Source organism: Rhodococcoides navarretei, from assembly GCF_038069675.1.
Taxonomy (GTDB): domain Bacteria; phylum Actinomycetota; class Actinomycetes; order Mycobacteriales; family Mycobacteriaceae; genus Rhodococcoides; species Rhodococcoides navarretei.
In genome coordinates this window covers 1472100-1496990 of sequence record NZ_JBBPCN010000001.1, presented here as the reverse complement: position 1 = coordinate 1496990, position 24891 = coordinate 1472100, and the positions used below count along the sequence as shown (strand labels likewise).

Genomic DNA, 24891 nt, shown 5'->3' with positions numbered 1-24891 from the left:
TACGATCGCGCGCCGAGGAATGGAGCTGTCAGTTCTGCTCCGGATCTACCGGCATGGGCAACAGGCTGCACTTCGGTATGCGAACGAGATGATCGAGACCCAGAATTGGCCCGAGGAAGGCCGGGTCGAGATTTTGACCGAGGTCTGGTCGCGCGCAACCGACTGGTTCAGCTTGTGCGTCGAGCAACTGATCACCGCGTACGCGGAAGAGCGTGAGCGATGGCTGCGCAGTGCGCTCACGCGGCGAAGGCAACAGGTCGAGGCGGTCCTGCGCGGAGACGCCGTCGACGTGACCGCGGCGGAAACCTCACTCGGCCATCCACTTCGACGCCGCAACACCGCACTTGTCATCATTGCCGACAGCGAAACCGACGGCACGACAGGGCTCGAAGAATCAGCTGTCCGGCTGGCCGCAGCATTGGGCGCACCCCGACCGCTGCTGGTCCCTGTCGGGTCGCGCACCCTCTGGGCTTGGCTCGCGACCGACCACACACCCGATCTGACTCTGTTGAACGCGACCACACGTCCCAAGGACATACGGATCGGTATCGGCATCACCGCCAACGGAGTAGAAGGCTTCCGGTCCAGCCACCGGGAAGCTGTTGCGGCACTACAGGCCGATGCACGCCAGCTCGTGTTGTATTCGGATGTAGAACTGGTCAGCCTGCTCTCCGCGGATCGAACGGCACTGTCGACCTTCATCGACCGCACTCTCGGACGGTTGGCAGACGATGTCCACGCCCCGCTTCGGGACACCGTGATCGCCTACCTTGCGGAGGGTGTCGGCGGTGCCTCGACAAAACTCGGCCTGCATCGCAACACCGTTCGCTATCGACTACGGCAAGCCGAGGACCTTCTGGGACACAGTCTGGAAACCGGAAGACTGGAACTGCACCTTGCCCTGGTCTGCGCAACCGCCGACACACAGAGCGCGAACTGACCAACAGAACCGCATCACTGCCGCTTCGGAACGCCCTTTCGGGTAGAAGTCCGATCCGCCTTGGCCTCCGCCGATGGGAAGTCCGGCGAGCGCGTTCTTGGAAATCTGCTCGAATCCCAGAAACTTGACGAGGAAGTCGTTGACCCAACGTCGTCGACGCCATCGACGACGAACGCCGCCGCATCGAGCGCGACCTGCACGACGGCGTACGGCAGCAGTTGGTCGCGGTGGGGATGCTGATCGGCCGGGCTCGCCGCGCCGAGGAGCCCAAGAAGTTGCACGAGCTCCTCACCCAGGACCGAGATCATCCACGTGGAGACGATCGTCTAGCCGAACCGTCCATCTGGAGAGGTCTCTGACCCGAGCACGCCGCCGCGATCATTCGCAAGTTCCACAACACCGAGCATCCGTGCCGACGCCGAACTGCCTCGGGTCGGCAGTGCTCCCGAATCGAACAGAACCCGCTACTGTATTGCCGGAGTCAGCACGCCGGGGGTCGCTGACGTCGACTTACCGGGGGGTAAATGTTCGAGCATCGCGGCAGTTCGCCGGGGTTGTATGTGCCGCTTCAACCGTCGGACGGTACTGCCAGCAGGACGGTTGATCTGCGAATCCTGCCCGACGGCCGAGTCGGGTTGGCGGCATACACGTCGCTGACATCATTGGTCCAGAACTGCGGCAACGGACAGCCGTGGGGGCTGGTGGACGAACACGGGCTCGCCGAGATCCGCGCGTCGGCCGAAATCGACGTCGTCCTACTCGATGCCGCACTTCCACTGCCGGACAGACGTATTGGCGCTGATAGCAGTACGCCCGGTACGTACATGACTGATCCGCTCCGATGAGCCTGCCAGGTATCGAGATCGGTGACCTGAACGAACCCGCTCGGATACTGATCGAGAACGCGCAAACGTTGGATTCGAGTGGCGACAGCGCACCCGAGGTGCCGAACGCGGGCCCGTCCACCATCTTCGTCGGCGAGGCCATAAGGTCTCTGGCGCAGGCGATGTCGGAGCTGATGATCGCCTCGGCTCGCGCAGCCGACGCAGTGCAGGCGTGCGACGAGAACTACGCGACCGCAGAAGACGCGAACACCGCAGCCGTTGTCGATGCAGGAGCACCGGGCGGTCCGCGCTGATGCCGATCTACGTGTACCTCGACGTGGACATCGATGCCTGCCGCGAGTGTGCAGCAGCGTTGCGCACGCTCGGCGAGAGTGCAGAGGGCGGATTCGAAAGGTTCCGCGACGCCCGCGACCGGTCCGAGGACGTATGGAAGTCCGGTGCCGGAGACAGTTTCCGCGACACGATCTCGACGTTGAGCACGGCCGCAGAAAAGACCGCGGACCGGGCAACAGCGCTGGCGCAGGCACTCGAATCGTTCGCCGACTCGATGCTCACAGCCCGAGAAGGCCTCAACCGAGCGATTGCGCGGGCCATCGAAACCGGTATCTGGGTCGGCCCGAATGTCTGCAACGCAACGTGGATCGGCGATCCTGAACCACTACATCCGACGGGCCCCTGGTCGATCGATCAACTGACAACGCAGGCGAACCAGATCGCGGCGTACAACGATGCCGTCGACATGGTCATCGAGGCACGGACGACCGAGTCGAATGCTCACACGGCGCTGCAGTCCGCCTTCGATGACAGTGCTGGCTGGCTGGACCGGCTGCGCGGTTCCGCGCCGTGGATGACCGCCGGCGGAGTGATCAGCTACCTGGGCACTGCCGCCCAGCAAGCCGACCATTGGGGTGCGATTGCACAGACCAGAGCCGCCCAATTGGAACGGTTCGTCGCCCTTGCCTCCGAGGCGGCACCCAATTCGGTCAATACAGCCGCGACCAGAGTGACGTCGGCCTTTGTCAATGGACATCGGGAAGTGACCACAGGCGGTCACGAGAACTGCCCATGGGTGGCCAACAAGAACTGACCGGTGGCGGACACGAATCTGCCCATGTCGGGTTTGTCCGCCACCGGTCGAGCATCATGTCAGGTCAAGGGTTTGACCCCCTGACCGTGCAGGGCTTGGGCGAGGCGGACCGAATCGCCGCTGGTTTGGCATAGGTGCGCGTGGTGCAGCAGCCGATCGACCGTTGCAGTGGCGAGGGTCTTGGGCATCAGTTCGTCGAACCCGCTCGGGTGAAGGTTCGAGGAGATCGCGACGGACTTGCGTTCGTAGGCTGCTTCGACGATTCGGTACAGCCCTTCGGCGGCATCGGTCCCGACGGGCAACAGCCCGACATCGTCGATCACGACGAGTTCGGCGCGCACGATCTTCGCGATCGCTTTGCCGAGTGAGTCGTCGGATCGGTGCGCGCGTACGAGGACCCCGATCTGCTCGAGGGTGAACCACGCGACCGGCATCCCCGCTTGGATCACGTTCTGTCCCAACGCTTCGAGGAAGAATGTCTTGCCTGTCCCGGCCGGCCCGCAGACCACCAGATTCTCGCGGCGATGCACCCATTCGAGGGTCTGCAGGGCATGCTGGGTGGGAAGCGGGATCGATGATGCGTTCTCGTCCCAGACCTCGAAGGTCTTCCCGGTGGGGAATCCCGCTGCTTTGCGGCGGGCGGTCAGCATCGATCGTGCCCGGCCGGCGGATTCCTCTGAGAGAAGCGCTTTGACGACCTCGGCGGGGTCCCAGCGTTGTGCTCGTGCGGTGGCGAGGACTTCGGCGGCGATGGACCTGGCATGCGGCAGGCGGAGTTGCCGCAGCAGCGTTTCGAGGTCGGTGGGGAGTTCCGCTGTGACGGTGTTCATCGCTGACCTTCGTTCGTCTCGTCGGCGGTTTTGTGTTCGATAGCGTTGCTGCCCAACAAGTTCCATCCTGATGTGCCTTGCGTGAGGGAGGTGGATTCGGATGCGCCGCGGCGGGTGAGGTCCATTCCCTTCGATGCGAGGATCGAGTCGAGGTCGCCGGTGGCGAAGCGGCCGTGCACCGCTGCGTGCCCGAGTGCCCAATCGACATCGCCCCGAACTCCGAGTCGCGCGAGATCGACCGCGTGCGACATTTTCAGGTATATCCGTTCGGTGCCGACCGCGGCGGCTTCCTTGAGCCATGTCGCGGCACCTTCCCCGATCGCGAGGAATTGCTGTTCGGATACTGTTCGCGCGCGGACGCTGTAGTCGCCGGGGATCCTCGGGTGATGTCCGGGGAAGTGGGCGTCGTCGATGGCGGGGCTGCCGGGTGTGGTGCGGGCGTGCCGGGCCACTTCGATCGGGCCACCGTCATCGAGAGCGCAGATGACGACCTCATCTGTCCCGTCGTGCAGTCTGACCCACACGCTCTGACCCAATAGTGTTGCTGGTGTCGAGTATTGGCAGTGATCAAAGGTGACCATCGGTGTGTTGTCGGGGACTCGGCGAGCGACTCCGAGGACTGCGGTGTGCGGCATGTCGGGGATACCGTGCAACTCGGGTCGTTCCTCGGCGAGCATCTCGTTCGGGACGCGGCGGGTGGCCCGATGTACTCGGGCGTTGATCTCGGTCATGAACGCCGTGCACGCGATTTCGACGTCGGCGAAGGTGGCGTACTGCTCGAGCAGGTTCGTCTCGGTGGGCACGATGTCGGCTTTGGCGAGTTTGACAGCGTTCTCCACTCCGCCTTTCGATGCAGGGTCCGCCGGTTGGCAGGTCAGCACGGTGATTCCGTAGTACCGACCGAAGGTGACCGCGGTGCGATTGCGGATCGGGACGCCGGCGACGTGGCCGGCGGTAACGGTCTTTTCGTTGTCGGTGAGCAGGTAGGTCGGTGCGCCGCCGATGATGCGGAAGACCCGGTCCAGGCCAGCGAAGACGCTCGCTGCGGTGCGGTCGCGTAGTGGGACCACGATGCGGTAGCGGCACCAGGCCAGCCAGGCGACGAGGAGCACGATCTTGCGGCCGTCGACGACCGGGCCGTCTCCGAAGTCGTACTGCAGCCACAGTCCTGGTTCGGTGATCCATGGCCGGTGCACTCTCGTATTGCCCAGTCTCCATTGGGTTTTGATTTCGGCGAGGGCGCGTCGAGTGGTGCGGTCGGCACCGGTGTAGCCGAGTGCGAGAAGTTTCTCGTGGGCTTTGTCGCCGCGGATCTTGCCCTTGGATTTGGAGACCCACTCTTCGAGGTATTCGAGCCAGTCGTCGGTGATTTTGGTTCGGTGGGTGGCCGGTGGCAGGCCGGCGTCTCGGTCTTCGACGGCCTTTTTCACGGTGTTGTGGGAGCAGCCGCACAAGTCTGCGGCGGCCCGCAATGATCCGGTCAGGTCGTATGCATTGAGTATGTCCATCAGTTCTCCGTCAGACTTCACGTGGTCTCTCCTGCGGTGGATTCGATACGGACTAGGCATCGGTATCGAAACCGCAGGAGAGGCCTCCTCGGCGCTGACGCGCCGAGAGGATGGGTGTGGTCTGGGCAGATTCGTGGCCACAGGCGGTCACATTCGTGGCCGCGAGTGGTCAGTTCTTATCGGCCGTCAGTGGGCATATTCATGGCCGCCTGTGGTCAGTTTTTCATGGCCGCCGACAGGCCTTCACCCCTGCTGCGGATGATGCGATTCGAGTCGCTGCACAGAACGGGGCGCTGCTGCCGGGGAGCGTCTTACCGAAGCTTGGCCAGCTGGCTTCGAAGGGCCTGCCGCTGACAGGGGCTATCGGCCAGAAGATACCCATCGCGGGAGTTGTCGTCACCTCGCTTCAAACAGCACATGACTTGCGGGATGCCGAAGACTTTGGTGACGCGACGAAGGTCGTCGCAAAAGATGCGGGCGGCTTCCTGGCCGGTACGGCTGCGACAACTCTGCTGCTGGGGAGTGCCGCTGGAGGTCCCGCGACAGTCGCGGCCGTCGGCGTCGGCATTCTCGTCGCCTACGGCGTCGGTGAACTCATCGAAGCGGCGACCGACTGAGATGCGCAGATTCACCCGACCCGCTCCCATGCCCGACCCGACGACGGGCGAACCGAGACCGCCGTCCGCGCCGCGCACCGAATCCAAGGGTATGCGGATGACACCACCGGGTAGCCCGACGACCGACATTGTAGTACCCGCGGAAATGGGACCACCCCTCGAATGGTGCGAAGAATCCAAGCACTACCCACTGCAGGGGGCGATCTTCTATCTCTGCCTCTTTGCCGTCAGCGGAACAGTCATCTATCGCGGATTCGACTGGACATCCAACTGGTTTCTGTGGGTCTTCATCACTGTGATCTGCGTGGCGATGTACTTCCATCTGAAGAAGGACCGTGTCATCGCCGGTGCTCGATGGATCCAACAACGTGACGAGTGGGCATCGACCTACGAACTCATCAGAATCCGATCCACCACCGTCGGACTCAATCGCGCCATGTCGATCCGCGACACCCACGGCAACAAATTTGTCCTCGTCCTGAACGCCACACAACAGAACCCACTGCTCTGGAACCTCGTCTACAACGGCATCGCCCACTCCGTCGCCCACGGCAACTGCGACATATCGAAAGCGGCACGCCGAATTCTCAAGATCTAGCCGCCGTGCGTCGGTACGGAGCCGCGGTCGGTCCGACCGCGCGTCACCAGCGATCGAGGTGCAGCACCGTCTCGATCGGATCCCGCGGAGCAACCTTGAAGGTCTCGCCGGTGTAGTACGCCGTCGGAATCAGCGCACCCTGATGGAAATCCTCGGGGATGCCGAGCAGTTCGGAGATCTCGGCTTCTTTCGCGAGATGGATTGTCGTCCAGGCCGTTCCGAGACCGCGCGCCCGCGCAGCCAGGGCGTAGTTCCACACCGCCGGCAATAGTGAGCCCCACAAGCCCGCCTGATTTCCTGCCGGGAGCGTCTTACCGGCCCGGATGCACGGAATCAGCAGGACCGGCACCTCACCCATGTGCTCGCCGAGCCATCCGGCACTGTCTCCGACGCGCTTCTGCACCGATGCGCGTTCCGGATCGTCGGCGAACAGCGCCGACGCGGAATGCTTCGATGCCTGATACGCGGTGAACAATTCGCCGTAGATCGCCCCGATGCGAGCGCGAAGATCGGGATCGGTGACGACGATCCACTGCCACCCCTGCTTGTTGGACCCGGACGGTGCCTGTAGAGCGATCTCGAGACACTCCTTGATCAGCTCCATGGGCACCGGCCGCGTCAGGTCCAGACGCTTACGGACGGTGCGCGTCGTGGTCAGCAGCTCGTCGGGAGTGAGGTCGATGATCGGGAAGGAAGTCACCCCTCGATCATGCACCACCGGCAGTCAGACCGGCAGCAACGGTCGGATCAGTGCCCACGCGGACGCGTCGACCCAGGACGGATTCGATTGCTGCGGCGATCGGAACACCTCGAGCATCGACAGTTCCTCGATGGACTGAATGTCCGACGCGAGGATCGGCTCGTCGAACAGCGCGATATTCGTCGAGACCTTCCACTGCGGGCCGGGGACCGGGGTACCGGTCAGCCGACCCACACCCCAGATTCCGCGTCGGGGATGGCTACTGACCCAGAACAGCACGGGTTGCCCGGGTGCCATCAGACGCGTTCGGTAATTGTCGGCAACGCACCAGTGCTCGTGTGCGCGTCCGGCTTCGACCATCGGCGCGAGATCGGTCTTGTGCGGATTGCACTTGATCACCCAGGCACCGAGCGCCTGGTCCGTTATCGCCCGCGCCGTCACAACCGTCATCGTAATGACGAACTGGGCAACCGCATCATTGCTCTGCACCTGTAGGGACGATTGCCAACCCATCTGGTACGGACGGCAGCACGTCGGGATCTCTGAGCAGCCGCTGGCCAGCTACACCGATCAGATACCTGGCAGGAGGTGCCTCTTGCACCTACTCGGAACGTCTGCGTCTTCTGATTCACGGCGACCGTCACGGGCAACTTAGTTGCGAAGCTCGTACACCAATTCGTGTCGCAACTACGCTGACTTCATGTGTTCCAGCGACAGCGAAAGGACACCATGACGACCCTGACACGAGGCGGAAATGCCCCGATCGAGGCACGAGCGTTCGAGGTCACCGTCGACGATGCCAAGGGTGTCGACCTACTTGCGTTTCAAGTGAACACGAGTCGAAAAGTACGCAACGACGACGACTTCGTGTTCTTCAACCAACCATCGTCGCCTGAAGGCGCGGTCCGATTGTCTTCGACTCAGTCGTTGAGCATCGACCTGCGACTCGTACCTGCCGACGTCGACGCCATCGTCGTCGCGATCGCATCGGACAGCGCACTGTCGGCTCGTGTTGGACTGACCGTAAAATCCAGCAATATAGTCAGTCCAGCAACGGGTTTGACAACAGAAACTGCGGCAGTTCTGATCGAAATCTACCGCCGCGGCGGCGACTGGAAAGTGCGCAACGTGAGTGCCGGCTGGGACGCGGGATTCGCCGATCTCGTGCGCGAACACGGAGTCGACGTCGACGACACCGAGACCCCGACAGTGCGTTCTGTGGCGGGCGAGGAAAAGCTCTCATTGGTCAAACGCGAGAAGCTCGATCTTCGTAAGAAACATGTGCACAAGGTGTTGCTGACGAAAGACGCTGTGGGACTGCGGGCTCGCATCATTCTTGTCATCGACAAGACCGGCAGCATGAGCAGGCAGTATTCGACGCGCGTGGTGCACAGAGTCGTCGAACGCATGGTTCCGGTGGCGACCCAACTCGACGACGACGGCGAACTCGAGCCCTACCTTTATGGCTCGTGGTACGCGCAGCTGCCGGTCATCACCGTCGCGGACACCGATTCCTGGGCCGACACCTACCTCCACCTGTACGGCCACCACGGCGGCATCGATTACGCGTCGATCGGTGGCACCAACGACGAACTGCCCATCATGGATCAGATCCTGTCCACGGTCGCCTCGCGTCAGCCCACGTTGGTGCTGTTCTTCACCGACGGTGGCTTCACCAAGCGTGGGCCGATCGCGAGCTTCATGCGGACGGCATCGAGCGCGCCCATCTTCTGGCAGTTCATCGGTGTCGGCAAAGCGAACTACGGCGTTCTGGAAAAGCTGGACACCATGGAGGGTCGGCTCATCGACAACGCCGGGTTCTTCGCGCTCGACGACATCGACAAAGTCTCCGACGCCGAGCTGTACGAACGAATCCTCAGCGAATTCCCGGATTGGGTACGTGCAGCTCGGGCGGCGAAGATAATCGACTGACGACGCGAACCAAGACTCTGATGAAACTCAGCCCACCGCGTCGTTGCCCTGGGATGCCGAGACCACCAGATTGTTTGCAGTGAGCCCGTTTCCGTTCTTGACCGCGTCGATCCACTGATCCGTCGTCGCTACCGCCGCGAAGTTCGACTGGTAGAGCACCATCAGCGCCTTGTGCAACTGTTCGGCAGAGACGGTGCCGGCCTCGTTCGAGAGGTTGATTGCACCGGTGGCGTCGGACAGGATCTCGACGGTCAGGTCCAGCGCCTCGGCGTCGGCGCTGGAAGCGAGGTCGCAGTTGTTGGTCATGTAGCCGACGATCGTGACGGTGTCGATGTTGTTGCTCTGCAGCCACTTCGCGACTCCGGTCCCGGCGAACACGCTGCTGTACTTCTTCTCGACCCGCTCGAAAGACGGCTGCACGACGGCTTGAATGTCCGGGTGCAGTTCGTATGTCGGAGTGCCTTTGACGAAAGCGGGCGCACCTTCGGGCATTTCGTGCTGCACGATCGCGACGGGAAGATCCTGCGCCGCGGCAGCTTCGATCGTGCGGACGATGTTGGCCAGCGATTCGTCACGGGGCGGGTACTGAATCTTCAGCACTCCCTCGAAGTATTCCTGCTGGACATCGATGACGATGAGGGCTCTACGCGGTGCGGTCATGGCGTTCTCCTTCGACTGGCGTTGTTCGGTCGCACTTCATCCTGCGGTGCTGCTCTTGCATTCACGAGTGGCACGGATGCATACTTTCGATGGATTTGCGCCAGTGGTTGAGATCGGAGTCGGCATGCGCATCGCGCTCTACGCGTTCGATGGCATCACGATGTTCCACCTCGCCGCGCCGTTGATGGTGTTCGGCGAGGTGACCCGGCTCGGACTCGCCCCGGATTGGGAGACGCGAGTGTGGTCCGACGAAGCCGGTTCGATCCGCACCGAGGAGGGATTTCCGGTCGGCGAGATCGCAGGGCCCGATACCGTCGCCTGGGCCGATATCGTGATCGTGACATCGTGGCCGGAGTCGTTGCCTCGCATAAGCACTGACTTCTCGAACTCACTGCGAGGAGCACACGAACGAGGGGCAGAGATCGCAGGTCTGTGCCTCGGTTCGTTCGCTGTAGTCGATACCGGGTTGCTCGCCGGCCGTCCGGCCGTCACGCACTGGACCAAGATGGCCGAGCTGCGGGAGCGAAATGCACACGCGGGCGTCGACGAGTCGGTGCTCTACATCGACCACGGCGACGTGATGACCTCCGCGGGCACCGCGTCGTCGATCGATTCCTGCCTGCACATCGTGCGCAAGCACCTCGGTTCGGCGGCCGCGACGCGGGTGGCGCGGAGTCTGGTGGTCGCGCCCCATCGCGACGGCGGGCAGGCGCAGTACATAGAGCGTCCGGTCATCGAGGCATCGGGAGATACCGCGATCGCCGACGTGCTGAGCTGGACGCTCGAGCGTCTGGACGAGCCGTTGCCCATCGAGCGACTGGCCGACCATGCGCGCATGAGCCGACGCAGCTTCATCCGTCAGTTTCAGCTCGAGACAGGATCCACCCCGGCTCGCTGGGTCTTGGACAAACGCCTGGAGGAAGCTCGGAGCCTGCTCGAAACGACCGATCGCAGTATCGAGAACATCGCTGCCCTGTGCGGATTCGGCAGCGCTGTGACACTACGTCAGAACTTTCGCTCGGCATTCGCAGTGACACCGACGGCCTATCGACGGCAATTCGCCGTCGGATGTGCGCCCACAGATGCGGTCGACAGGCAAGGATGAGCGACGTGATCCTGTGGATAGTTGCCGGAGTAGAGCTCGCTGCCATCATCGCGCTCGGTGTGGTCTTGATCGTCTCGCGTCGAAAGTTGACGCACACGCGCCGGGCACTGGACCGCGCTCTCGAATCGCAGCAACGCCGTAAGCGACGCGGCCTGGTGCCCTTCGCGATCAGGACTGCCTTCCACACCACGGACTTACTCATCAACAAGGGATTCGGTGCCACGGTCCGCAACTCCGTCGAAGACCTCGCGGGCTGGGCCAAAGTCGAACGCCCCGACCTGGCACGCATGACGGCCGACGGCGACATCGTGGTGATGTTCTCCGACATCGAAGGATCCACCGCACGCAACGAGGAGTTGGGCGACCGCGGTTGGGTGAAACTGCTCGAAAAGCACAACAAGCTCATCAACAAGCACGTCGACGCCCACGGCGGGCACGTGGTGAAAAGCCAGGGCGACGGCTACATGATTGCTTTCTCCGACCCGTGCCAGGCCGTGCGTTGCGGGGTGGAAGTGCAAGAAGCACTGATGAAGAACCCGGATCGATGGGACCGTATCCGCGTCCGGATGGGTATCCACGTCGGCAGTTCCGTACGACGCGGTGACGACCTGTTCGGCCTCAACGTGGCCATGGCAGCACGAGTCGCGGGACAGGCCGACGGCGGCGAAATTCTGATCAGCGAACCGGTGCGCAAGGCCATCGGTGCGGCGCATGATCTGACTCTCGGTACGCCCCGCGACGTCGAACTCAAAGGAATGAGCGGAACCTTTCAGTTGTATCCGATTGTGCTGCCGGTGCAACCGGTGCTGACCGACACCGACGTCAAGCAACTCGACTAGATCTGCTCACCCACAGCCATACTCAACAGGTGGTAGCTCAGGCATTTGCCGTGTCCGTCGAGCACCGGGCTTCCGGTCACTCCCCCACCGAGCACGCCGGGTAGCTCGAACACCAACCCACAGACCAGGGGCATGTCAGTGCGGTGTACGTCCCCGGTGACCAGCGGCGCGAAATGCGTGGCAACGGCATCGACAGTCAGTTCACGGGTCAATAACTCGTAGTACTCCTCTGAGCGCGGAAAGACAGCGAGAATGAGGGTGTCGCCCTTGTCCCCGGTTCGCACGTCGGCGAGATCGTCGACAGTCCTCATACCGTCACCTCCGTGGTGTGTACATCGGTCGTCACCTGTGCACGTGGAATCAGACACGATCTGATCGCGAGCACCTCGGCGCTGCTGCTGCGTGCGCCACCTCCGCCGGCAGGACCGTTGGTGTAGAGGCTCTCGACTTCCCACCCCACGAGTGCCGCGGTCTCCGCGTCGGGCACCTTCCCGGTCACGCGCAGCCGCACTTCGGGGACATCGGTTGGGGCAGCAAGTCCGCGGAACGCCGCACCCGCACCGATGTACTCGACGCCGACATTCTCGGCCGGAATACCGTGCACCTCCCACAGTCGTTGCTGCACAATCTCTCCGGCGAGCTCGGCGCGTTGCAGTGCGCGTGGCCCGGCGTAGCTGATCTGACCTTCGCCGAGCCAACCGCCGCGAAAACCGAGGGTCACCTTCAGCTCCTCTGGCCGTGTACTGCCCGTCGCCCCGGACACCGCTACCCGATCGGGTCCGACGGTCTCGAACGCGACTCCGGTGAAATCGGCCGTCACGTCCGGCGTCAAGTACCGGGCTGGATCGCCTACCTCGTAGAGCAACTGCTCGGCGCACGTTCGCCGCGTCAATTCCCCGCCGGTACCGTCGACTTTGCCGAATTCGGCTGTGCCATCGGCACGTACGTCACCGAACGGAAATCCCAGATGTGCCAGACCCGGCACCGGCTTGGTGATCGGATCGGCGAAGTAGCCACCGGTCAGTTGGCCCGCGCATTCGAGAAGATGTCCGACGGCCGTCCCTGCACCGAGCGTCTCCCAGTCCTGTCCGGCCCAACCGAACTCGTGCATCAGCGGCGCAAGATACAGCGCTGGATCGGCAAGACGGCCGGTGACGATCACGTCGGCACCGACATCGAGTGCGGGCAGAACCGCATCGGCACCGATATAGGCGTTCGCCGACACCAGTTCCTCGGAATGCTCCGACAGCGGCCGGCCGGTCTCCCACACCATCGGGTCGATCCGGCGCACTGCGTCGAGCACATCGTCGCCGGTGACGGCAGCGATGCGCACCGAGCGCGAGCACACCTGCTCGGCAACACGAGCAGCAACGGCCGCTGCCGCAACAGGATTCGCCGCTCCCGAGTTCGTCACGACGGTGATGCCCTGCTCCGTGGTCGCGCCCAGCACTGCCCGCATCCGCGCGGCCAACAGTGGGTCGTAGCCCGCAGCGGGATCGAGCAGCTTTCGTGCCTGCCCGGTCGCAACCGTCCGCTCCCCGAGACACTCGAAGATCAAATAGTCGAGCTCGCCGCGCTCGGCCAAGATCCGTGCCGGGTCGATGCGGTCGCCGGCAAACCCTGCGCCGGCCCCGAGCCGGATCGTTCCGTCGCGACTCATGACGACCACAGCGGGATCGCGCCGGTGGCCATGGCAACGCCGAGCATGCCGAGACTGATCAGCCACGCCCACCCCAGCGTGTGGCGAATGTGCTTACCGATGTCGACTTTCGCGAGACCCACCAGAAGGTAGAACGCGCCGGTCATCGGGCTGATGGGGAATCCGACGGTTTCCTCACCGATGATCGAGGCCTGCGCCAGATCGATTGCGCTGACGCCGAATTGGTCGCCGACCTCGATGAGGACCGGCAGCACACCGAAGTAGTAGGCGTCCGGCCCGAAGATCAGGCTCATCGGGACGGCGAACACGCCGACGATGAGCGGTAAGGCAGGTGCCATAGCGTCCGGAATGGCATTCGCCGCGCTGACCGCCATCGATTCGATCATGCCGCTGCCGTCGAGCACACCGAGTAGTACACCGGCCGCGAGCAACGTACCGACCATGAGCATCGCGCCGACAGCGTGGGCCTCGATGCGGGCCGACTGGGCCTTCATTCCGCGGTAGTTGACGAGGAGCGCCACGATAGTGGCGATGATGAAGCACGTCTCCGGCGGGGCGATGGCGGCGATCAACGCAGCCAACGTCGCGATTACCAGGAAGGCGTTGACCCAGAACAACTTCGGCCGCAGCAGTGCTCGGTCACTCGACGCGGTTGCCGGACCGTCCGCATCGTTCCCGCCGGTCGACGGGCTGCCGGGCTCCTCGTTCGCGTCATCGACTGATGATCCGGTATCCCCGGATCCCACGGACATGCGTTCGGCGACTCGCGCCGTCGACTCCTCCACGACGGCCGACGCATCGCCCGCGGCTACCTTGGCCAACCGGGTCCGCTCACGCCGACCCAGATAGTAGGCGACGCCCAGTGCGAACACGACCCCGGCGATCTGCGCGGGAATCAGCGGCACCCACAGCTCGTTGGCGTCGACGCCCAGTGTTGCTGCAGCGCGAGCCGTCGGACCACCCCAGGGGACCATGTTCATCACTCCGGCGCCGAGACCGACGCAGGTCGCCAGGACGAGCCGGCTCATACCGAGGCGTTCGTAGATCGGCAGCATGGCGGGGACGGCGATCAAGAACGTGGTTGCGCCGGCACCGTCGAGGTGAGCCACCACGGCGAGGGCAGTGGTCGCGACTGCCACGGTCGGCGGGGCACTACCTGCCCAGCGCACGATGCGGGCGATGATCGGATCGAACAGACCCGCGTCGCGCATGATCCCGAAGAAGACGATTGCGAACAGGAACATCGCGGCGACGCCGACGACCCCGCCGAGTCCCTCTTTGACGAACCCTGCCACCTCGGATGGAGAGTTGCCGGCCAGGAACGCCGCAGCGAGCGGGACACCTGCAAGCGCGACGATGGCCGCGACGCGCTGGGTGAACAACAGCAGCAGGATGATGGCAATCGTCCCGAAGCCGAGCAGTGACAACATGTGATCTCCTTCATCGAATACGACGAGTGTTGTGCAGATCACTTACGCAGTCCAACATCAGTTGGGTATACATTCATTCGCTGTGAGCATCAATATCGGTATCGCGCACCTACGGGCCATCGTGGCGCTGGCCGATCTCGCGAGCTTCACCTCGGCGGCGGCGTCCCTCGGGGTATCCCAGCCGAACCTGAGCCGCACGGTCGCCGAGGCAGAGCGCCGCCTGGGCGTGCGACTGTTCGTCCGCACCACCCGCAGCGTCGACCTCACCGGCGATGGACACGAGGTGACGGCCTATGCCCGTCGGGTATTGCTCGAGTTCGATGACGGCCTGCAGCAGATCGGACGCTTCGTCTCGGGCGACCGAGGAACCGTCACCATCGCGTGCTTGCCGTCGATCGCGGCGACGTTCCTCCCGCCGTACATCGTGGACTTTCGCAACAGTCATCCCGACGTTTCGGTGCACATCAAGGACGGCCTGCGCGACGACGTGGTCGCGTCGGTCCGCGACGGCTCCGTGGATTTCGCAGTGGTGGCAGCCTCGGGTCGAGCGAACGACCTGGTGCGTACGACGGTCAGCGCCGATGCGTTCGTCTGCGCGCTACCGTCGAATCACGCTCTGGCGCAGCGCAAGAGCCTGAGTTGGACCGACCTCGCCGACGAGCCGTTCATCGCCTTCGGCCCCGAATCCAGCATCGCGTCGCATGTACGACTGGCTCTGGAGAACGCGGGAGTCGACGTCGGACCGTCGGTTCAGGCACACAACGTAGCTGCCGTGGCGGGCCTGACCGCGGCGGGACTCGGCATCACCGTGATCCCGGAACTGGTGGTGCCGATGATGTCGTTCGCGAGCCTTGTCTACCTGCCGATCGAGCCGACCATTCATCGCACCATTTCGGTCGTGCAATTGCCGGGGCGACGCCAGAGCGCCAGTTGTTCGGCGTTTCTGGACATTTTGGTGCCGCCCCGTAACGAATGAATGGTCCATTCAATACGTCTGAGCGCGTGAAAGTCACATTGATCCGGACGGGGTGGGCGGTGGACCCGAATATTGTTGCACCCCAATACGAATGAATGGCCCATTCACAACGTCTGAGCGCGTGAATGGACCATTCATTCGATGGGGGTTGGGCAGAAAGAACTACTGCTTCGCCGACTCCAGAGCCTCGTTGAAGGTCTTGGACGGACGCATCACTGCGGCGGTGGCTTCGGGGTCGGGGTAGTAGTAGCCGCCGATGTCGACTGCAGTCCCCTGGACCTCGTTGAGCTCGGCGACGATCTTCTCTTCGTTGTCTGCCAACGTCTTTGCCAGTGCTCCGAAGTGCTTGGCCAGTTCGGCGTCCTCGGTCTGCTCGGCGAGTTCCTGCGCCCAGTACAGCGCGAGGTAGAACTGGCTGCCACGGTTGTCGAGTTCGCCGGTCGAGCGCGACGGGCCCTTGCTGTTCTCGAGCAGCTTGCCGGTGGCGGAGTCGAGTGCCTTGGCGAGGATGGTCGCCTTGACGTCGCCGGTCTTGATGCCCAGATCTTCGAGGCTCACGGCCAGAGCCAGGAACTCACCGAGCGAATCCCAGCGCAGGTGGTTCTCCTCGATGAGCTGCTTGACGTGCTTGGGAGCCGAGCCGCCTGCACCCGTCTCGTACAGTCCACCGCCCGCCATCAGAGGAACGATGGAGAGCATCTTGGCACTGGTGCCGAGTTCGAGGATCGGGAACAGGTCGGTGAGGTAGTCGCGCAGGATGTTGCCCGTCGCGGAGATGGTGTCGAGTCCGCGGACCAGACGCTCCATCGTGTACCGAATCGCGCGCACCTGCGACATGATCTGAATGTCGAGGCCCTCGGTGTCGTGATCCTTCAGGTACGTGCGCACCTTGCCGATGAGCTCGTTCTCGTGCGGGCGGTACGGGTCGAGCCAGAAGACGACCGGCATTCCGGACTCGCGAGCGCGGCGCACGGCGAGCGCAACCCAGTCCTGGATCGGAGCGTCCTTGACGATGCACAGGCGCCAGATGTCGCCCTCTTCGACGGTCTGCGTGAGCAGGACCTCGCCGGTGGCGATGTCGGTGATGTTCGCGACGCCGGCCTTCGGAGCCTCGAAGGTCTTGTCGTGCGAGCCGTACTCCTCGGCCTTCTGCGCCATCAGGCCGACGTTGGGAACGGTGCCCATCGTCGTCGGATCGAACTGGCCGTTGGTCTTGCAGAAGTTCACCATCTCCTGGTAAATCCGGGAGAAGGTCGACTCGGGGTTGACGGCCTTGGTGTCCTTGGGGCGACCGTCCGCTCCCCACATCTTGCCGCCGGCGCGAATCATCGCGGGCATCGATGCGTCGACGATGACATCGCTGGGCGAGTGGAAGTTCGAGATGCCGCGAGCGGAGTCGACCATCGCGAGCTCCGGACGGGTCTCGTGACACTTGTGCAGGTCTTCGATGATCTCGTCGCGCTTGGATGCCGGCAGCGTCTCGATCTTGGTGTACAGATCCGACAGGCCGTTGTTGACGTTGACGCCGAGCTCTTCGAAGATCTCGTTGTGCTTGGCGAACGCGTCCTTGTAGAACACGCGGACGGCATGGCCGAAGACGATCGGGTGCGATACCCGCATCATCGTCGCCTTGACGTGCAGCGACAGCATGACGCCGGTCTCGTAGGCGTCCTGCATCTGCTCCTCGTAAAAATCCAGAAGCGCCTTCTTGCTCATGAACATCGAGTCGATGACGTCACCATCGGTGAGCGAGACCTTCTCCTTGAGCACGATCGGCTCGCCGTCGGCGGGCAGCAGCTCCATCTTGACCTCACGGTCACCGTCGACAACGGTCGACTTCTCACCGTGGTAGAAATCGCCCTCGCGCATGTGTGCGACGTGGGTGCGCGACGCCATCGACCACTCGGTCATGGAGTGCGGGTGCTTGCGCGCGAATTCCTTGACGGCCTTCGGCGCACGGCGATCCGAGTTACCTTCGCGCAGAACAGGGTTGACGGCGCTGCCGAGGCACTTGGTGTAACGGTCGCGGATCTCGCGCTCTTCGTCGGTCTTCGGGTTGCCGGGGAAGTCCGGGATCGCGTAGCCCTTGTCCTGCAGTTCCTTGACGGCGGCGAGCAACTGCGGCACCGAGGCGCTGATGTTCGGCAGCTTGATGATGTTGGTCTCGGGCAACTGCGTCAGCTTGCCCAGCTCGGCGAGGTTGTCGGTCACTCGCTGGTCTTCGTTGAGGTAGTCGGGGAACTCGGCGAGGATGCGGTTGGCAACGGAGATGTCACTCGACTCGACGTTGATCTCGGCCGCGCTGGCGAAAGAACGTATGACCGGCAGAAACGCGTGAGTCGCCAGCATGGGCGCCTCGTCGGTCAAGGTATAGATGATGGTCGGCTTCTTCGCTGTCATGTTTCGCCTTTGCCTCAGTTTCAACGTCGTCTTTTGGATGCGTTCGTGGTCAACTTTAATCTTCGATCCCGCGAATGTGGGGGGCAGTGGGGTATCACTCCACCAGCGGTTCCAAGTTACCGACCGGTAGGGCGCTCAAAGGATTTCGCAACCCTCCTCGATCCGGCCCTGACCACCGTCGGAGCCTCCGATTTGCCCGAATAGGAACAATGGCACCCTCTGCGACCGTTGAACCGGGTATGACGACCTACAAGACTGTCAATCCAGCCGACGGCACAACCGTCAAGGAATTCGAAACTCTCGACACGGCCGGCGTCGAGCGCGCACTCGCCGACGCACACGCCGGATTCCAGACGTGGCGCAAGACCTCACCGAAGCACCGCGCGGAAATCCTGCACAAGGTCGCTGACCTCTACACCGAGCGTTCCGACGAACTGGCTCGAACCATCTCGCTCGAGATGGGCAAGCCGCTGACCGAGTCCCAGGGCGAGGTGGAGCTGTCGTCGAGCATCTACCGGTACTACGCAGACAACGGCCCGACGCTGCTCGAGGACGAGAAGCTCGACGTGCCCGGCGCGGAAGACTCTGTGCTGCAGCGCAAGCCGGTCGGCGCACTGGTCGGCGTCATGCCGTGGAATTTCCCGTACTACCAGGTTGCCCGGTTCGCCGGTCCGAACCTGATGGTGGGCAACACGATTCTGCTCAAGCACGCACCGAACTGCCCGCAATCGGCGTTGCTGATGGAGGAGATCTTCCAGCAGGCCGGACTCCCCCAGGACGCGTACATCAACATCTTCGCGACCAACGAACAGATCGCCGACATGATCGCCGACCCCCGCGTGCAGGGCGTCTCGCTCACCGGTAGCGAGCGAGCCGGAACCTCCGTCGCCGAAACCGCAGGACGCAACCTCAAGAAGGTCGTCCTCGAACTCGGCGGGTCGGACGTGTTCATCCTGCTCGACTCCGACGACATGGATGCCACCGTCGAATCCGCGACTCGCGCACGACTGTCCAACGCCGGCCAGGCCTGCAACGCCGCCAAGCGCATCCTCGTCGCCGAAGACATCTACGACGACTTCGTCACCAAGCTCGTCGCGTCGTTCGAGGCCGTGCAGACCGGGGACCCGTTGGACGCGAACACCACCCTCGGGCCGCTGTCGTCGCAGACCGCCGCCGACACGTTGATCGAGCAGATCGACGACGCCGTCGCCAAGGGCGCGACACTGCTGACCGGTGGCAAGAAGATCGACGGGCCGGGTGCATTCGTGCAGCCGACGCTGCTGACCGACGTCACCCCGGACATGCGGGCGTACAGCGAAGAGCTGTTCGGACCGGCCGGTGTGATCTACAAGGTCGAAAGCCCGCAGCAGGCAATCGAATTGGCGAACTCCTCGGCATACGGTCTGAGCGGATCGGTGTGGAGCACCGACCTGGACAAGGCCCGCGATGTGGCCGAGCAGCTCGAGGTCGGCATGGCCTTCGTCAACGAGCACGGCACCACCCTCCCCGGCCTCCCGTTCGGCGGCGTCAAGCGCTCCGGCGTCGGCCGCGAACTGGGACCGTGGGGCATGGACGAGTTCGTGAACAAGAAGCTGGTGCGAGTCTCCGCTAAGTAGGCTCAGCTGACGATGCTCCCCGGGCAGTTGTCCGGGGAGCTTTGTCGTGCCGCGGTCATACTGTCCCGATGATCGTCGAACACGCCCTGCTGCATGTCATTCCCGACCGAACCGACGAATTCGAGGTCGCCTTCTCCGACGCGAAGTCGATCATCTCCTCGATGCCGGGGTTCGTGAACTTGACCCTCTCGCGCGGCGTCGAACAGCCCGATGTCTATCTCTTGCTGGTGGAGTGGGAGCGCCTCGAAGACCACACCGAGGGCTTTCGACAGTCCGAGGAATATCAGGAATGGAAGACGCTCCTGCATCACTTCTACGACCCGTTCCCCGTCGTCGAGCATTTCGACCCGGTACTGCGGGCCTAGCCGATAGGTTCGAGTTTCGTCCCATCGCCGTCTCGAGGAGTTAACCGTGGCCAACGCTTCGTCGTTCGTATCCAAGCAGGACGACACCGAGATCAGTACCTACACCTGGGCGACCTCGGCCGACCCGGCCCGCGGCGTCGTGCAGATCGCGCACGGACTCGCCGAGCACGGCAGCCGCTACGCCCGCTTCGCCGCCGCGCTGAACGACGCCGGATTTCACGTCGTCGCGTCCGATCATCGTGGCCACGGCCAGTCGATCGTCGACACCCCCGGTGACTTCGGTGCGGCAGCGTTCGCTGGGCTGTGGGCCGACATCGAGCAGTTGGGCGAATCGTTGCTGAACGACTACCCGGACCTGCCGCTGTTCCTGTTCGCGCACTCGATGGGTTCGTTTGCCGCGCAGCATGTTCTGATCGAGCGATCGGATCTGTACGAGGGAGTGGTGCTGTCGGGCTCGACCACGCTGAACATCCTCGCCGCCGGAATGGCCGACGCCCCTGCCGGCGACCTGAGCGTGTTCAACGCCGCCTTCGAGCACCGCACCGGATACGAGTGGCTCACCCGCGACGAGGCCGAAGTGGACGCCTACGTCGCCGACCCGCTGTGCGGTTTCGACCTCCCGGAGTCGACGGTCCCCGCGTTGTTCGGTGAGGCCGACAAGCTGGCCGACCCGCACAACCTCGAGCAGATCCGCTCCGACCTTCCGCTGCTCATCACCTCGGGAGCCGACGACCCGCTCGCCGGTGGCGGACAGTTGATCGAAACCCTCGCCGCCCGGTACCGCGAGGCCGGGATGAGCGACGTGACCGTCACCCTCTATCCCGGAGCGCGTCACGAAATCCTCAACGAGACCAACCGCGACGAGGTCACCGCGAATATCATCGGGTGGCTGACCGACCGCGCCGGATAGATCTACCGCTGCCGTAGGTGCACGGGCTGCCCGTCCTCCGGGAAGGGCAGCGACGTGAAGTTCAGCGGTGCAACGTAATCGGGGTCGACCGACCAGTCGAACCGCAACAGCAGATGGTGCATGATCGTCTTGATCTCCGCGCCCGCGAAGAACATGCCGATGCACTTGTGCACGCCCCCGCCGAACGGCTCCCACGCGTAGCGGTGCACCTTGTCCTCGCGACGATCGGCGGCGAACCGGCCGGGGTCGAATTTCTCGGGGTTAGGCCAGTACTGCTCCATGTGGTGCGTGAAATGCGGCGCGACCGACGCATACGTGCCCGCCGGAACGAACTTTCCCTGCACCTCGGTGTCCTTCACTGCGCGACGCGCCACCACCGGAGTCGGTGACACCAGCCGCAGGCATTCCTTCATCACCAGGTCGACGCTGTGCAGTTCGTCGAGTTGCGCGAGCGTCGGTGCATCGGTGCCGAGGGCCTCGGATTCCGCACGACACTTGTCCTGCCACTCGGGGTGTTGCCCGAGATACTGCATGATCGTCGACAGCGTGATCGTCGACGTGTCGTGAGCCGCCATGAGCAGAAAGATCATGTGGTCGATCACTTCGTCGTCCGAGAAGCGCTCGCCGTCGTCCCCCTCGATGTGGCACAGAACCGAGAACAGGTCGTCGGTCTCGGTGGCGCGCCGCGCAGGTAGGTAGCGCCGGAAGAACTGCTCGAGCATGGCGCGGCCGTCGAGGCCACGCTTCCACCGCGTTCCCGGAACTCGATAGCGCACGATCGACGTCGCCGCCTGAACGCACGCCACGAAACTCGAATCGAGCTCGGCTATCTCGGCGTCGGTACTGCCCTCGGCCCCGCCCATGAAGATGCTCGTCGCGACCTCGAGCGTCAACGCCTTGAGCGCCGGGTAGACCTGGACGTCGCGTCCGCCCTGCCAGGCGACCAATCCTGTTGCCGTGACGGGGTTCAACGCCTCGACGGATTTGGTGAGTCTGTCCCTCGTGAAGGCCTGCTGCATGATTCGTCGGTGCTTCAGATGCTCGTCGGAGTCGAGCAGCATCAATCCGCCGTGAAAGAACGGGCCGATCAGAAGAGACCAACCGTCTCCGTTCGCAAACGCTTTGTCGGCGTTCTGAAGCACCTGCTGGCATGCGTCGGGGCCGAGGACGGTGATCCACTTCTGCCCGGCCATCGTCAACCAGGAGACCTCGCCGTACTTCTCCCATCGACTCCCGAGCAGTTTCAGAGGGTCTCGGATGTACTCCAGGGTGTGGCCCACGACGGGCACACCGCCGTCGCCGTATACCGGCTGGAGCGTTGAATCAGCAGGTGGAGCAGCCAGAGCACGTGCCATAGTCGACCTCCATCAATCTGACAGAGCGTCCTGTCAGATTCGATGTAGTGTGCGTCACACTTGCTCCCTCTGTCAAGATCTACCCATGGCCTCCACGACGCGCCGCTACAACGGCATGAGCGCCGACGACCGCCTTGCCGACCGTCGGGCCCGCCTGCTCGACGCCGGGCTCGAGGTGTTCGCGAAGGCAGGTGCCCAGAACACGACCATGACCGCGATCTGCGCGGAGGCGAAGCTGACCGAACGCTACTTCTACGAAAACTTCACCGGCCGAGACGAGCTGCTCGAACGAGTGGTGGATTCGATATCCGACGAGATCCGATCCAAGGCCCTGGACGCGCTCCACTCCCCCGCACCCACCGTCGAAGAACAGGTACACAACGCCATCGCTGCCTTCGTCGGCGTGCTCACCGAGGACCCGCGCAAGGGCCGCGTCGCGATGATCGAATCACTGGCCGTCGACTCACTCAGGGCATACCGACGAAAGTCCATGCGCGCGTTCGCCCACCTGGTCGCCGAACAATCGCGCGAACTCTACGGTGAGCAGGCCTTCCCGCAACCGCAGTCGGAGATCAACGGCCTCCTGTTCATCGGCGGACTCGCCGAACTCGTGATCGCGTGGCTCAACAACGAAATCGACATCACCCCTGCGGATATCGTCGACGCCGCAACCCGGCAGTTCATCGCGACGGCGCATCGCTGACATGGCGGGGGGTCAGACCCGGGCGTCGAACTTCATCTCCCCACGCGTTTGCCGACGAATGTGATCGCTTGCCAGCATTGCGTGTGGGAAACCGGGGTCGATTGCACTGGCTCGGTCGAGCTGCGCCACATGTTCGGCGCTCAACTCGATCTCGAGTGCACCCAGGTTTTCCTCCAACTGCTCCAGCGTTCGCGCCCCGATGATCGGGGCGGTGACGTGCGGACTACGCAGATTCCACGCAAGACCGATCTGCGAAGGCGTACAACCTAATTCGCTCGCCACTTCCCTCACTACGTCGACGATGGCGAGGTTGCGCTCGGTGACCGAACCCATGGCAATGTTGAAGTCTCGTCGGGTCCCGGAACTACCGTCCGAGTCGCTGCCACCCACGTCGGCCTGGGCGTACTTCCCCGACAGAACGCCGCCCGCCAGCGGCGAGAACGGGACGACACCCAGACCCAACTGATGCGCCATGGGAATCAGATCGCGCTCGCCACCCCGCTCGATCAGGTTGTACTCGATCTGCAGTGCTACCAACGGTGCCCAGCCACGCAGATCGGCCACTGTCTGCATACGCGCCACCTGCCATGCCGGGGCCGTCGAAATCGCGACGTAGAGGACGTGTCCGCGCCGAACGAGATCATCGAGTCCTTGCATGATCTCGTCGATCGGCGTCGCGTCGTCCCAGACGTGCAGGTACAGCAGATCGATGTAGTCGGTACCCAATCGGCGCAGACTGTCCTGAACCGAGGCCATGAGATTCTTTCGATTGCTGCCACCGGAGTTGGGATCTCCGGGACGACGCAGCGTCGTGTACTTCGTCGCCAGCACGATGGCTTCCCGATTGCCACGGGTGAACTCGCCGAGCATCTTCTCGGAACTGCCGTCGGTGTAGGTCGGGGCAGTGTCGATGAAATTCCCCCCTCTGTCCACATATGCATCGAATAGTTTTCGAGCCTCGGACCGCTCGGCACCCCACCCCCAGTCCGTGCCGAACGTTGCTGTGCCCAAAGCGAGCCGCGAGACACGCAATCCGGAACGCCCCAGCGTCCGGTAGGTGTCGAGACCTGAAGTCATCGTCTTCTCCTCATCCATGGTGCCGTGCGAACGGTGCTGCGGACCCTTAAGTACACCGATCAGTTTTCAACGTAACAGCGTGCTCGCACCCCTGCAAGCTAAGTACACTGACCGTTACCTGACTGGAGAGAGCGAGGGCAGCAGATGGATACAGGCCCGACCGGCGTGCGCCGTGGCCGTGGGGCGCGGGAGCGTCTCCTGAACAGCGCCCGAGAACTGTTCCGAGAACGTGGCATCAACAACACCGGCATGGACATGCTCAGCGCGGAAGCACAGGTATCCAAGCGAACGATCTACCAACACTTCGGCAGCAAAGACGAAGTCGTCGCCGAATGCCTACGCACACAAGACCTGCAGTCCGAGCCCGGAGTGTTCCGACGCAACGACCTCTCGCCCCGCGAGCACATTCTGGCTGCATTCGAGCCGAACCCGACGAGCTCGGGCGACCCGACACCGATGTGCCCGTTCATCCGGGCCGCCGTAGAAATTGCGGACCCGGAACACCCCGCACGAGAGGTCGTTCGCGCGTACAAGCTGTCGGTTGCGCAGCACTTTTCGGAACTTGCACGCATGGCTGGGGCTCACGACCCGGATGTGCTCGGTCAGCAACTTGCGCTTCTGCTCGACGGGGCATCCATCAGAACCAGAGCCCTGGGCATCGAAACGCTACCGATCGCTGCCGGGATTGCTCGCGAATTGATCGACAAAGCAGTAGGTTTCGATGCCCAGCCGTCGTAG

The 24891-nt window shown here is 63.4% G+C and carries 27 protein-coding genes and 1 pseudogene; 16 read left to right on the top strand and 12 right to left on the bottom strand.

Translation table 11 applies throughout. The annotated features are described in order from the left end of the window. The first annotated feature begins 19 nt into the window (after positions 1-19). A complete protein-coding gene (locus AABD04_RS07385) occupies positions 20-940 on the top strand; it encodes a PucR family transcriptional regulator (protein WP_341442983.1) in 921 nt (306 codons plus the stop codon). Here AABD04_RS07385 and AABD04_RS07380 read toward each other — a convergent pair. Beyond that, positions 938-1084: pseudogene (locus AABD04_RS07380) on the bottom strand (Glu/Leu/Phe/Val dehydrogenase dimerization domain-containing protein); the annotation flags it as partial. The gene AABD04_RS07385 and the pseudogene AABD04_RS07380 sit on opposite strands and share 3 nt — an antisense overlap. A gap of 83 nt (positions 1085-1167) precedes the next feature. On the opposite strand from AABD04_RS07380, the gene AABD04_RS07375 reads away from it, so the two are divergent. The 4 genes from AABD04_RS07375 to AABD04_RS07360 all read left to right on the top strand — a co-directional run bounded on the left by AABD04_RS07375 (position 1168) and on the right by AABD04_RS07360 (position 2872). Then, positions 1168-1299 carry a hypothetical protein gene (locus AABD04_RS07375; RefSeq protein WP_341440691.1) on the top strand — a complete coding sequence of 44 codons (132 nt, stop codon included), beginning with the start codon at positions 1168-1170 and terminating at the stop codon, positions 1297-1299. Between the two features lie 165 nt (positions 1300-1464). Then, positions 1465-1785, top strand: a complete 321-nt coding sequence (locus AABD04_RS07370) for an SAV_915 family protein (protein ID WP_341440690.1) — start codon at positions 1465-1467, stop codon at positions 1783-1785. Beyond that, on the top strand, positions 1782-2078 hold the full coding sequence (locus AABD04_RS07365; protein WP_341440689.1) for a hypothetical protein: 297 nt from the start codon (positions 1782-1784) through the stop codon (positions 2076-2078). The genes AABD04_RS07370 and AABD04_RS07365 overlap by 4 nt, the downstream gene beginning before the upstream one ends. Further along, positions 2078-2872 (top strand): WXG100 family type VII secretion target, encoded by a 795-nt coding sequence (locus AABD04_RS07360; protein WP_341440688.1) that lies wholly within the window; start codon positions 2078-2080, stop codon positions 2870-2872. Before AABD04_RS07365 ends, AABD04_RS07360 begins: the two co-directional genes overlap by 1 nt. 59 nt (positions 2873-2931) lie before the next feature. On the opposite strand, the gene istB is transcribed toward AABD04_RS07360, so the two are convergent. Both istB and istA read right to left on the bottom strand, forming a co-directional pair. Continuing rightward, positions 2932-3702: an IS21-like element helper ATPase IstB gene (istB, locus tag AABD04_RS07355; protein WP_094665458.1), complete on the bottom strand. Its 771-nt coding sequence runs from the start codon at positions 3700-3702 to the stop codon at positions 2932-2934. After that, positions 3699-5231, bottom strand: a complete 1533-nt coding sequence (istA, locus tag AABD04_RS07350) for an IS21 family transposase (protein WP_094665460.1) — start codon at positions 5229-5231, stop codon at positions 3699-3701. The genes istB and istA overlap by 4 nt, the downstream gene beginning before the upstream one ends. 95 nt (positions 5232-5326) lie before the next feature. Here istA and AABD04_RS07345 point away from each other — a divergent pair, with 95 nt between their 5' ends. Together AABD04_RS07345 and AABD04_RS07340 are read left to right on the top strand one after the other, a co-directional pair. Beyond that, on the top strand, positions 5327-5827 hold the full coding sequence (locus AABD04_RS07345) for a hypothetical protein (RefSeq protein ID WP_341440687.1): 501 nt from the start codon (positions 5327-5329) through the stop codon (positions 5825-5827). Positions 5828-5972: 145 nt separating this feature from the next. Further along, positions 5973-6425 carry a hypothetical protein gene (locus AABD04_RS07340; RefSeq protein WP_341440686.1) on the top strand — a complete coding sequence of 151 codons (453 nt, stop codon included), beginning with the start codon at positions 5973-5975 and terminating at the stop codon, positions 6423-6425. Between the two features lie 43 nt (positions 6426-6468). On the opposite strand, the gene AABD04_RS07335 is transcribed toward AABD04_RS07340, so the two are convergent. Together AABD04_RS07335 and AABD04_RS07330 are read right to left on the bottom strand one after the other, a co-directional pair. Next, positions 6469-7125, bottom strand: a complete 657-nt coding sequence (locus AABD04_RS07335) for a nitroreductase family protein (RefSeq protein ID WP_341440685.1) — start codon at positions 7123-7125, stop codon at positions 6469-6471. 24 nt (positions 7126-7149) lie between these two features. Then, positions 7150-7575: an EVE domain-containing protein gene (locus AABD04_RS07330; protein ID WP_341440684.1), complete on the bottom strand. Its 426-nt coding sequence runs from the start codon at positions 7573-7575 to the stop codon at positions 7150-7152. A 279-nt stretch (positions 7576-7854) separates the two neighbouring features. Between AABD04_RS07330 and AABD04_RS07325 the strand changes: the two genes are divergently transcribed. Continuing rightward, positions 7855-9057: a VWA domain-containing protein gene (locus tag AABD04_RS07325; RefSeq protein ID WP_341440683.1), complete on the top strand. Its 1203-nt coding sequence runs from the start codon at positions 7855-7857 to the stop codon at positions 9055-9057. Positions 9058-9084: 27 nt separating this feature from the next. Here the strand turns inward: AABD04_RS07325 and AABD04_RS07320 are convergent, their stop codons facing one another. Further along, complete coding sequence (locus tag AABD04_RS07320) at positions 9085-9717, bottom strand: isochorismatase family protein (protein WP_341440682.1); 633 nt, start codon at positions 9715-9717, stop codon at positions 9085-9087. A 124-nt stretch (positions 9718-9841) separates the two neighbouring features. On the opposite strand from AABD04_RS07320, the gene AABD04_RS07315 reads away from it, so the two are divergent. Then, entirely contained in the window at positions 9842-10822 is a 981-nt protein-coding gene (locus tag AABD04_RS07315; protein ID WP_341442982.1) for a GlxA family transcriptional regulator, read from the top strand. Continuing rightward, positions 10819-11661 (top strand): adenylate/guanylate cyclase domain-containing protein, encoded by an 843-nt coding sequence (locus tag AABD04_RS07310; protein ID WP_341440681.1) that lies wholly within the window; start codon positions 10819-10821, stop codon positions 11659-11661. The genes AABD04_RS07315 and AABD04_RS07310 overlap by 4 nt, the downstream gene beginning before the upstream one ends. On the opposite strand, the gene AABD04_RS07305 is transcribed toward AABD04_RS07310, so the two are convergent. From AABD04_RS07305 to AABD04_RS07295, 3 genes are read right to left on the bottom strand one after another with little or no spacing between them, the layout of a single operon-like run. Then, positions 11658-11972, bottom strand: coding sequence for an AtuA-related protein (locus AABD04_RS07305; protein ID WP_341440680.1), 315 nt, complete (start codon positions 11970-11972; stop codon positions 11658-11660). The two genes, AABD04_RS07310 and AABD04_RS07305, sit on opposite strands and share 4 nt — an antisense overlap. Then, positions 11969-13321: an acyclic terpene utilization AtuA family protein gene (locus AABD04_RS07300; RefSeq protein ID WP_341440679.1), complete on the bottom strand. Its 1353-nt coding sequence runs from the start codon at positions 13319-13321 to the stop codon at positions 11969-11971. Before AABD04_RS07300 ends, AABD04_RS07305 begins: the two co-directional genes overlap by 4 nt. Further along, positions 13318-14751 carry a CitMHS family transporter gene (locus AABD04_RS07295; protein ID WP_335742195.1) on the bottom strand — a complete coding sequence of 478 codons (1434 nt, stop codon included), beginning with the start codon at positions 14749-14751 and terminating at the stop codon, positions 13318-13320. Before AABD04_RS07295 ends, AABD04_RS07300 begins: the two co-directional genes overlap by 4 nt. Positions 14752-14833: 82 nt before the next feature. Between AABD04_RS07295 and AABD04_RS07290 the strand changes: the two genes are divergently transcribed. After that, entirely contained in the window at positions 14834-15727 is an 894-nt protein-coding gene (locus AABD04_RS07290) for a LysR family transcriptional regulator (protein WP_341440678.1), read from the top strand. A 162-nt stretch (positions 15728-15889) separates the two neighbouring features. Here the strand turns inward: AABD04_RS07290 and AABD04_RS07285 are convergent, their stop codons facing one another. Next, the gene (locus AABD04_RS07285) at positions 15890-18127 is read right to left on the bottom strand and encodes an NADP-dependent isocitrate dehydrogenase (protein WP_341440677.1); all 2238 of its coding nucleotides are present in this window, start codon (positions 18125-18127) and stop codon (positions 15890-15892) included. 239 nt (positions 18128-18366) lie between these two features. Between AABD04_RS07285 and AABD04_RS07280 the strand changes: the two genes are divergently transcribed. The 3 genes from AABD04_RS07280 (at position 18367) to AABD04_RS07270 (ending at position 21018) form a co-directional block, all read left to right on the top strand. Next, entirely contained in the window at positions 18367-19743 is a 1377-nt protein-coding gene (locus tag AABD04_RS07280; protein WP_243595503.1) for an NAD-dependent succinate-semialdehyde dehydrogenase, read from the top strand. Positions 19744-19811: 68 nt separating this feature from the next. Further along, a complete protein-coding gene (locus AABD04_RS07275) occupies positions 19812-20108 on the top strand; it encodes an antibiotic biosynthesis monooxygenase family protein (protein ID WP_341440676.1) in 297 nt (98 codons plus the stop codon). 46 nt (positions 20109-20154) lie between these two features. Continuing rightward, positions 20155-21018 carry an alpha/beta fold hydrolase gene (locus tag AABD04_RS07270; RefSeq protein ID WP_243595505.1) on the top strand — a complete coding sequence of 288 codons (864 nt, stop codon included), beginning with the start codon at positions 20155-20157 and terminating at the stop codon, positions 21016-21018. A gap of 2 nt (positions 21019-21020) precedes the next feature. Here AABD04_RS07270 and AABD04_RS07265 read toward each other — a convergent pair whose 3' ends face one another. Next, on the bottom strand, positions 21021-22373 hold the full coding sequence (locus AABD04_RS07265; RefSeq protein WP_341440675.1) for a cytochrome P450: 1353 nt from the start codon (positions 22371-22373) through the stop codon (positions 21021-21023). 85 nt (positions 22374-22458) lie between these two features. Between AABD04_RS07265 and AABD04_RS07260 the strand changes: the two genes are divergently transcribed. Beyond that, complete coding sequence (locus AABD04_RS07260) at positions 22459-23076, top strand: TetR/AcrR family transcriptional regulator (protein WP_341440674.1); 618 nt, start codon at positions 22459-22461, stop codon at positions 23074-23076. Between the two features lie 12 nt (positions 23077-23088). Here AABD04_RS07260 and AABD04_RS07255 read toward each other — a convergent pair whose 3' ends face one another. Continuing rightward, positions 23089-24153 (bottom strand): aldo/keto reductase, encoded by a 1065-nt coding sequence (locus AABD04_RS07255; protein ID WP_341440673.1) that lies wholly within the window; start codon positions 24151-24153, stop codon positions 23089-23091. Between the two features lie 144 nt (positions 24154-24297). Between AABD04_RS07255 and AABD04_RS07250 the strand changes: the two genes are divergently transcribed. After that, positions 24298-24891, top strand: a complete 594-nt coding sequence (locus AABD04_RS07250; protein ID WP_341440672.1) for a TetR/AcrR family transcriptional regulator — start codon at positions 24298-24300, stop codon at positions 24889-24891.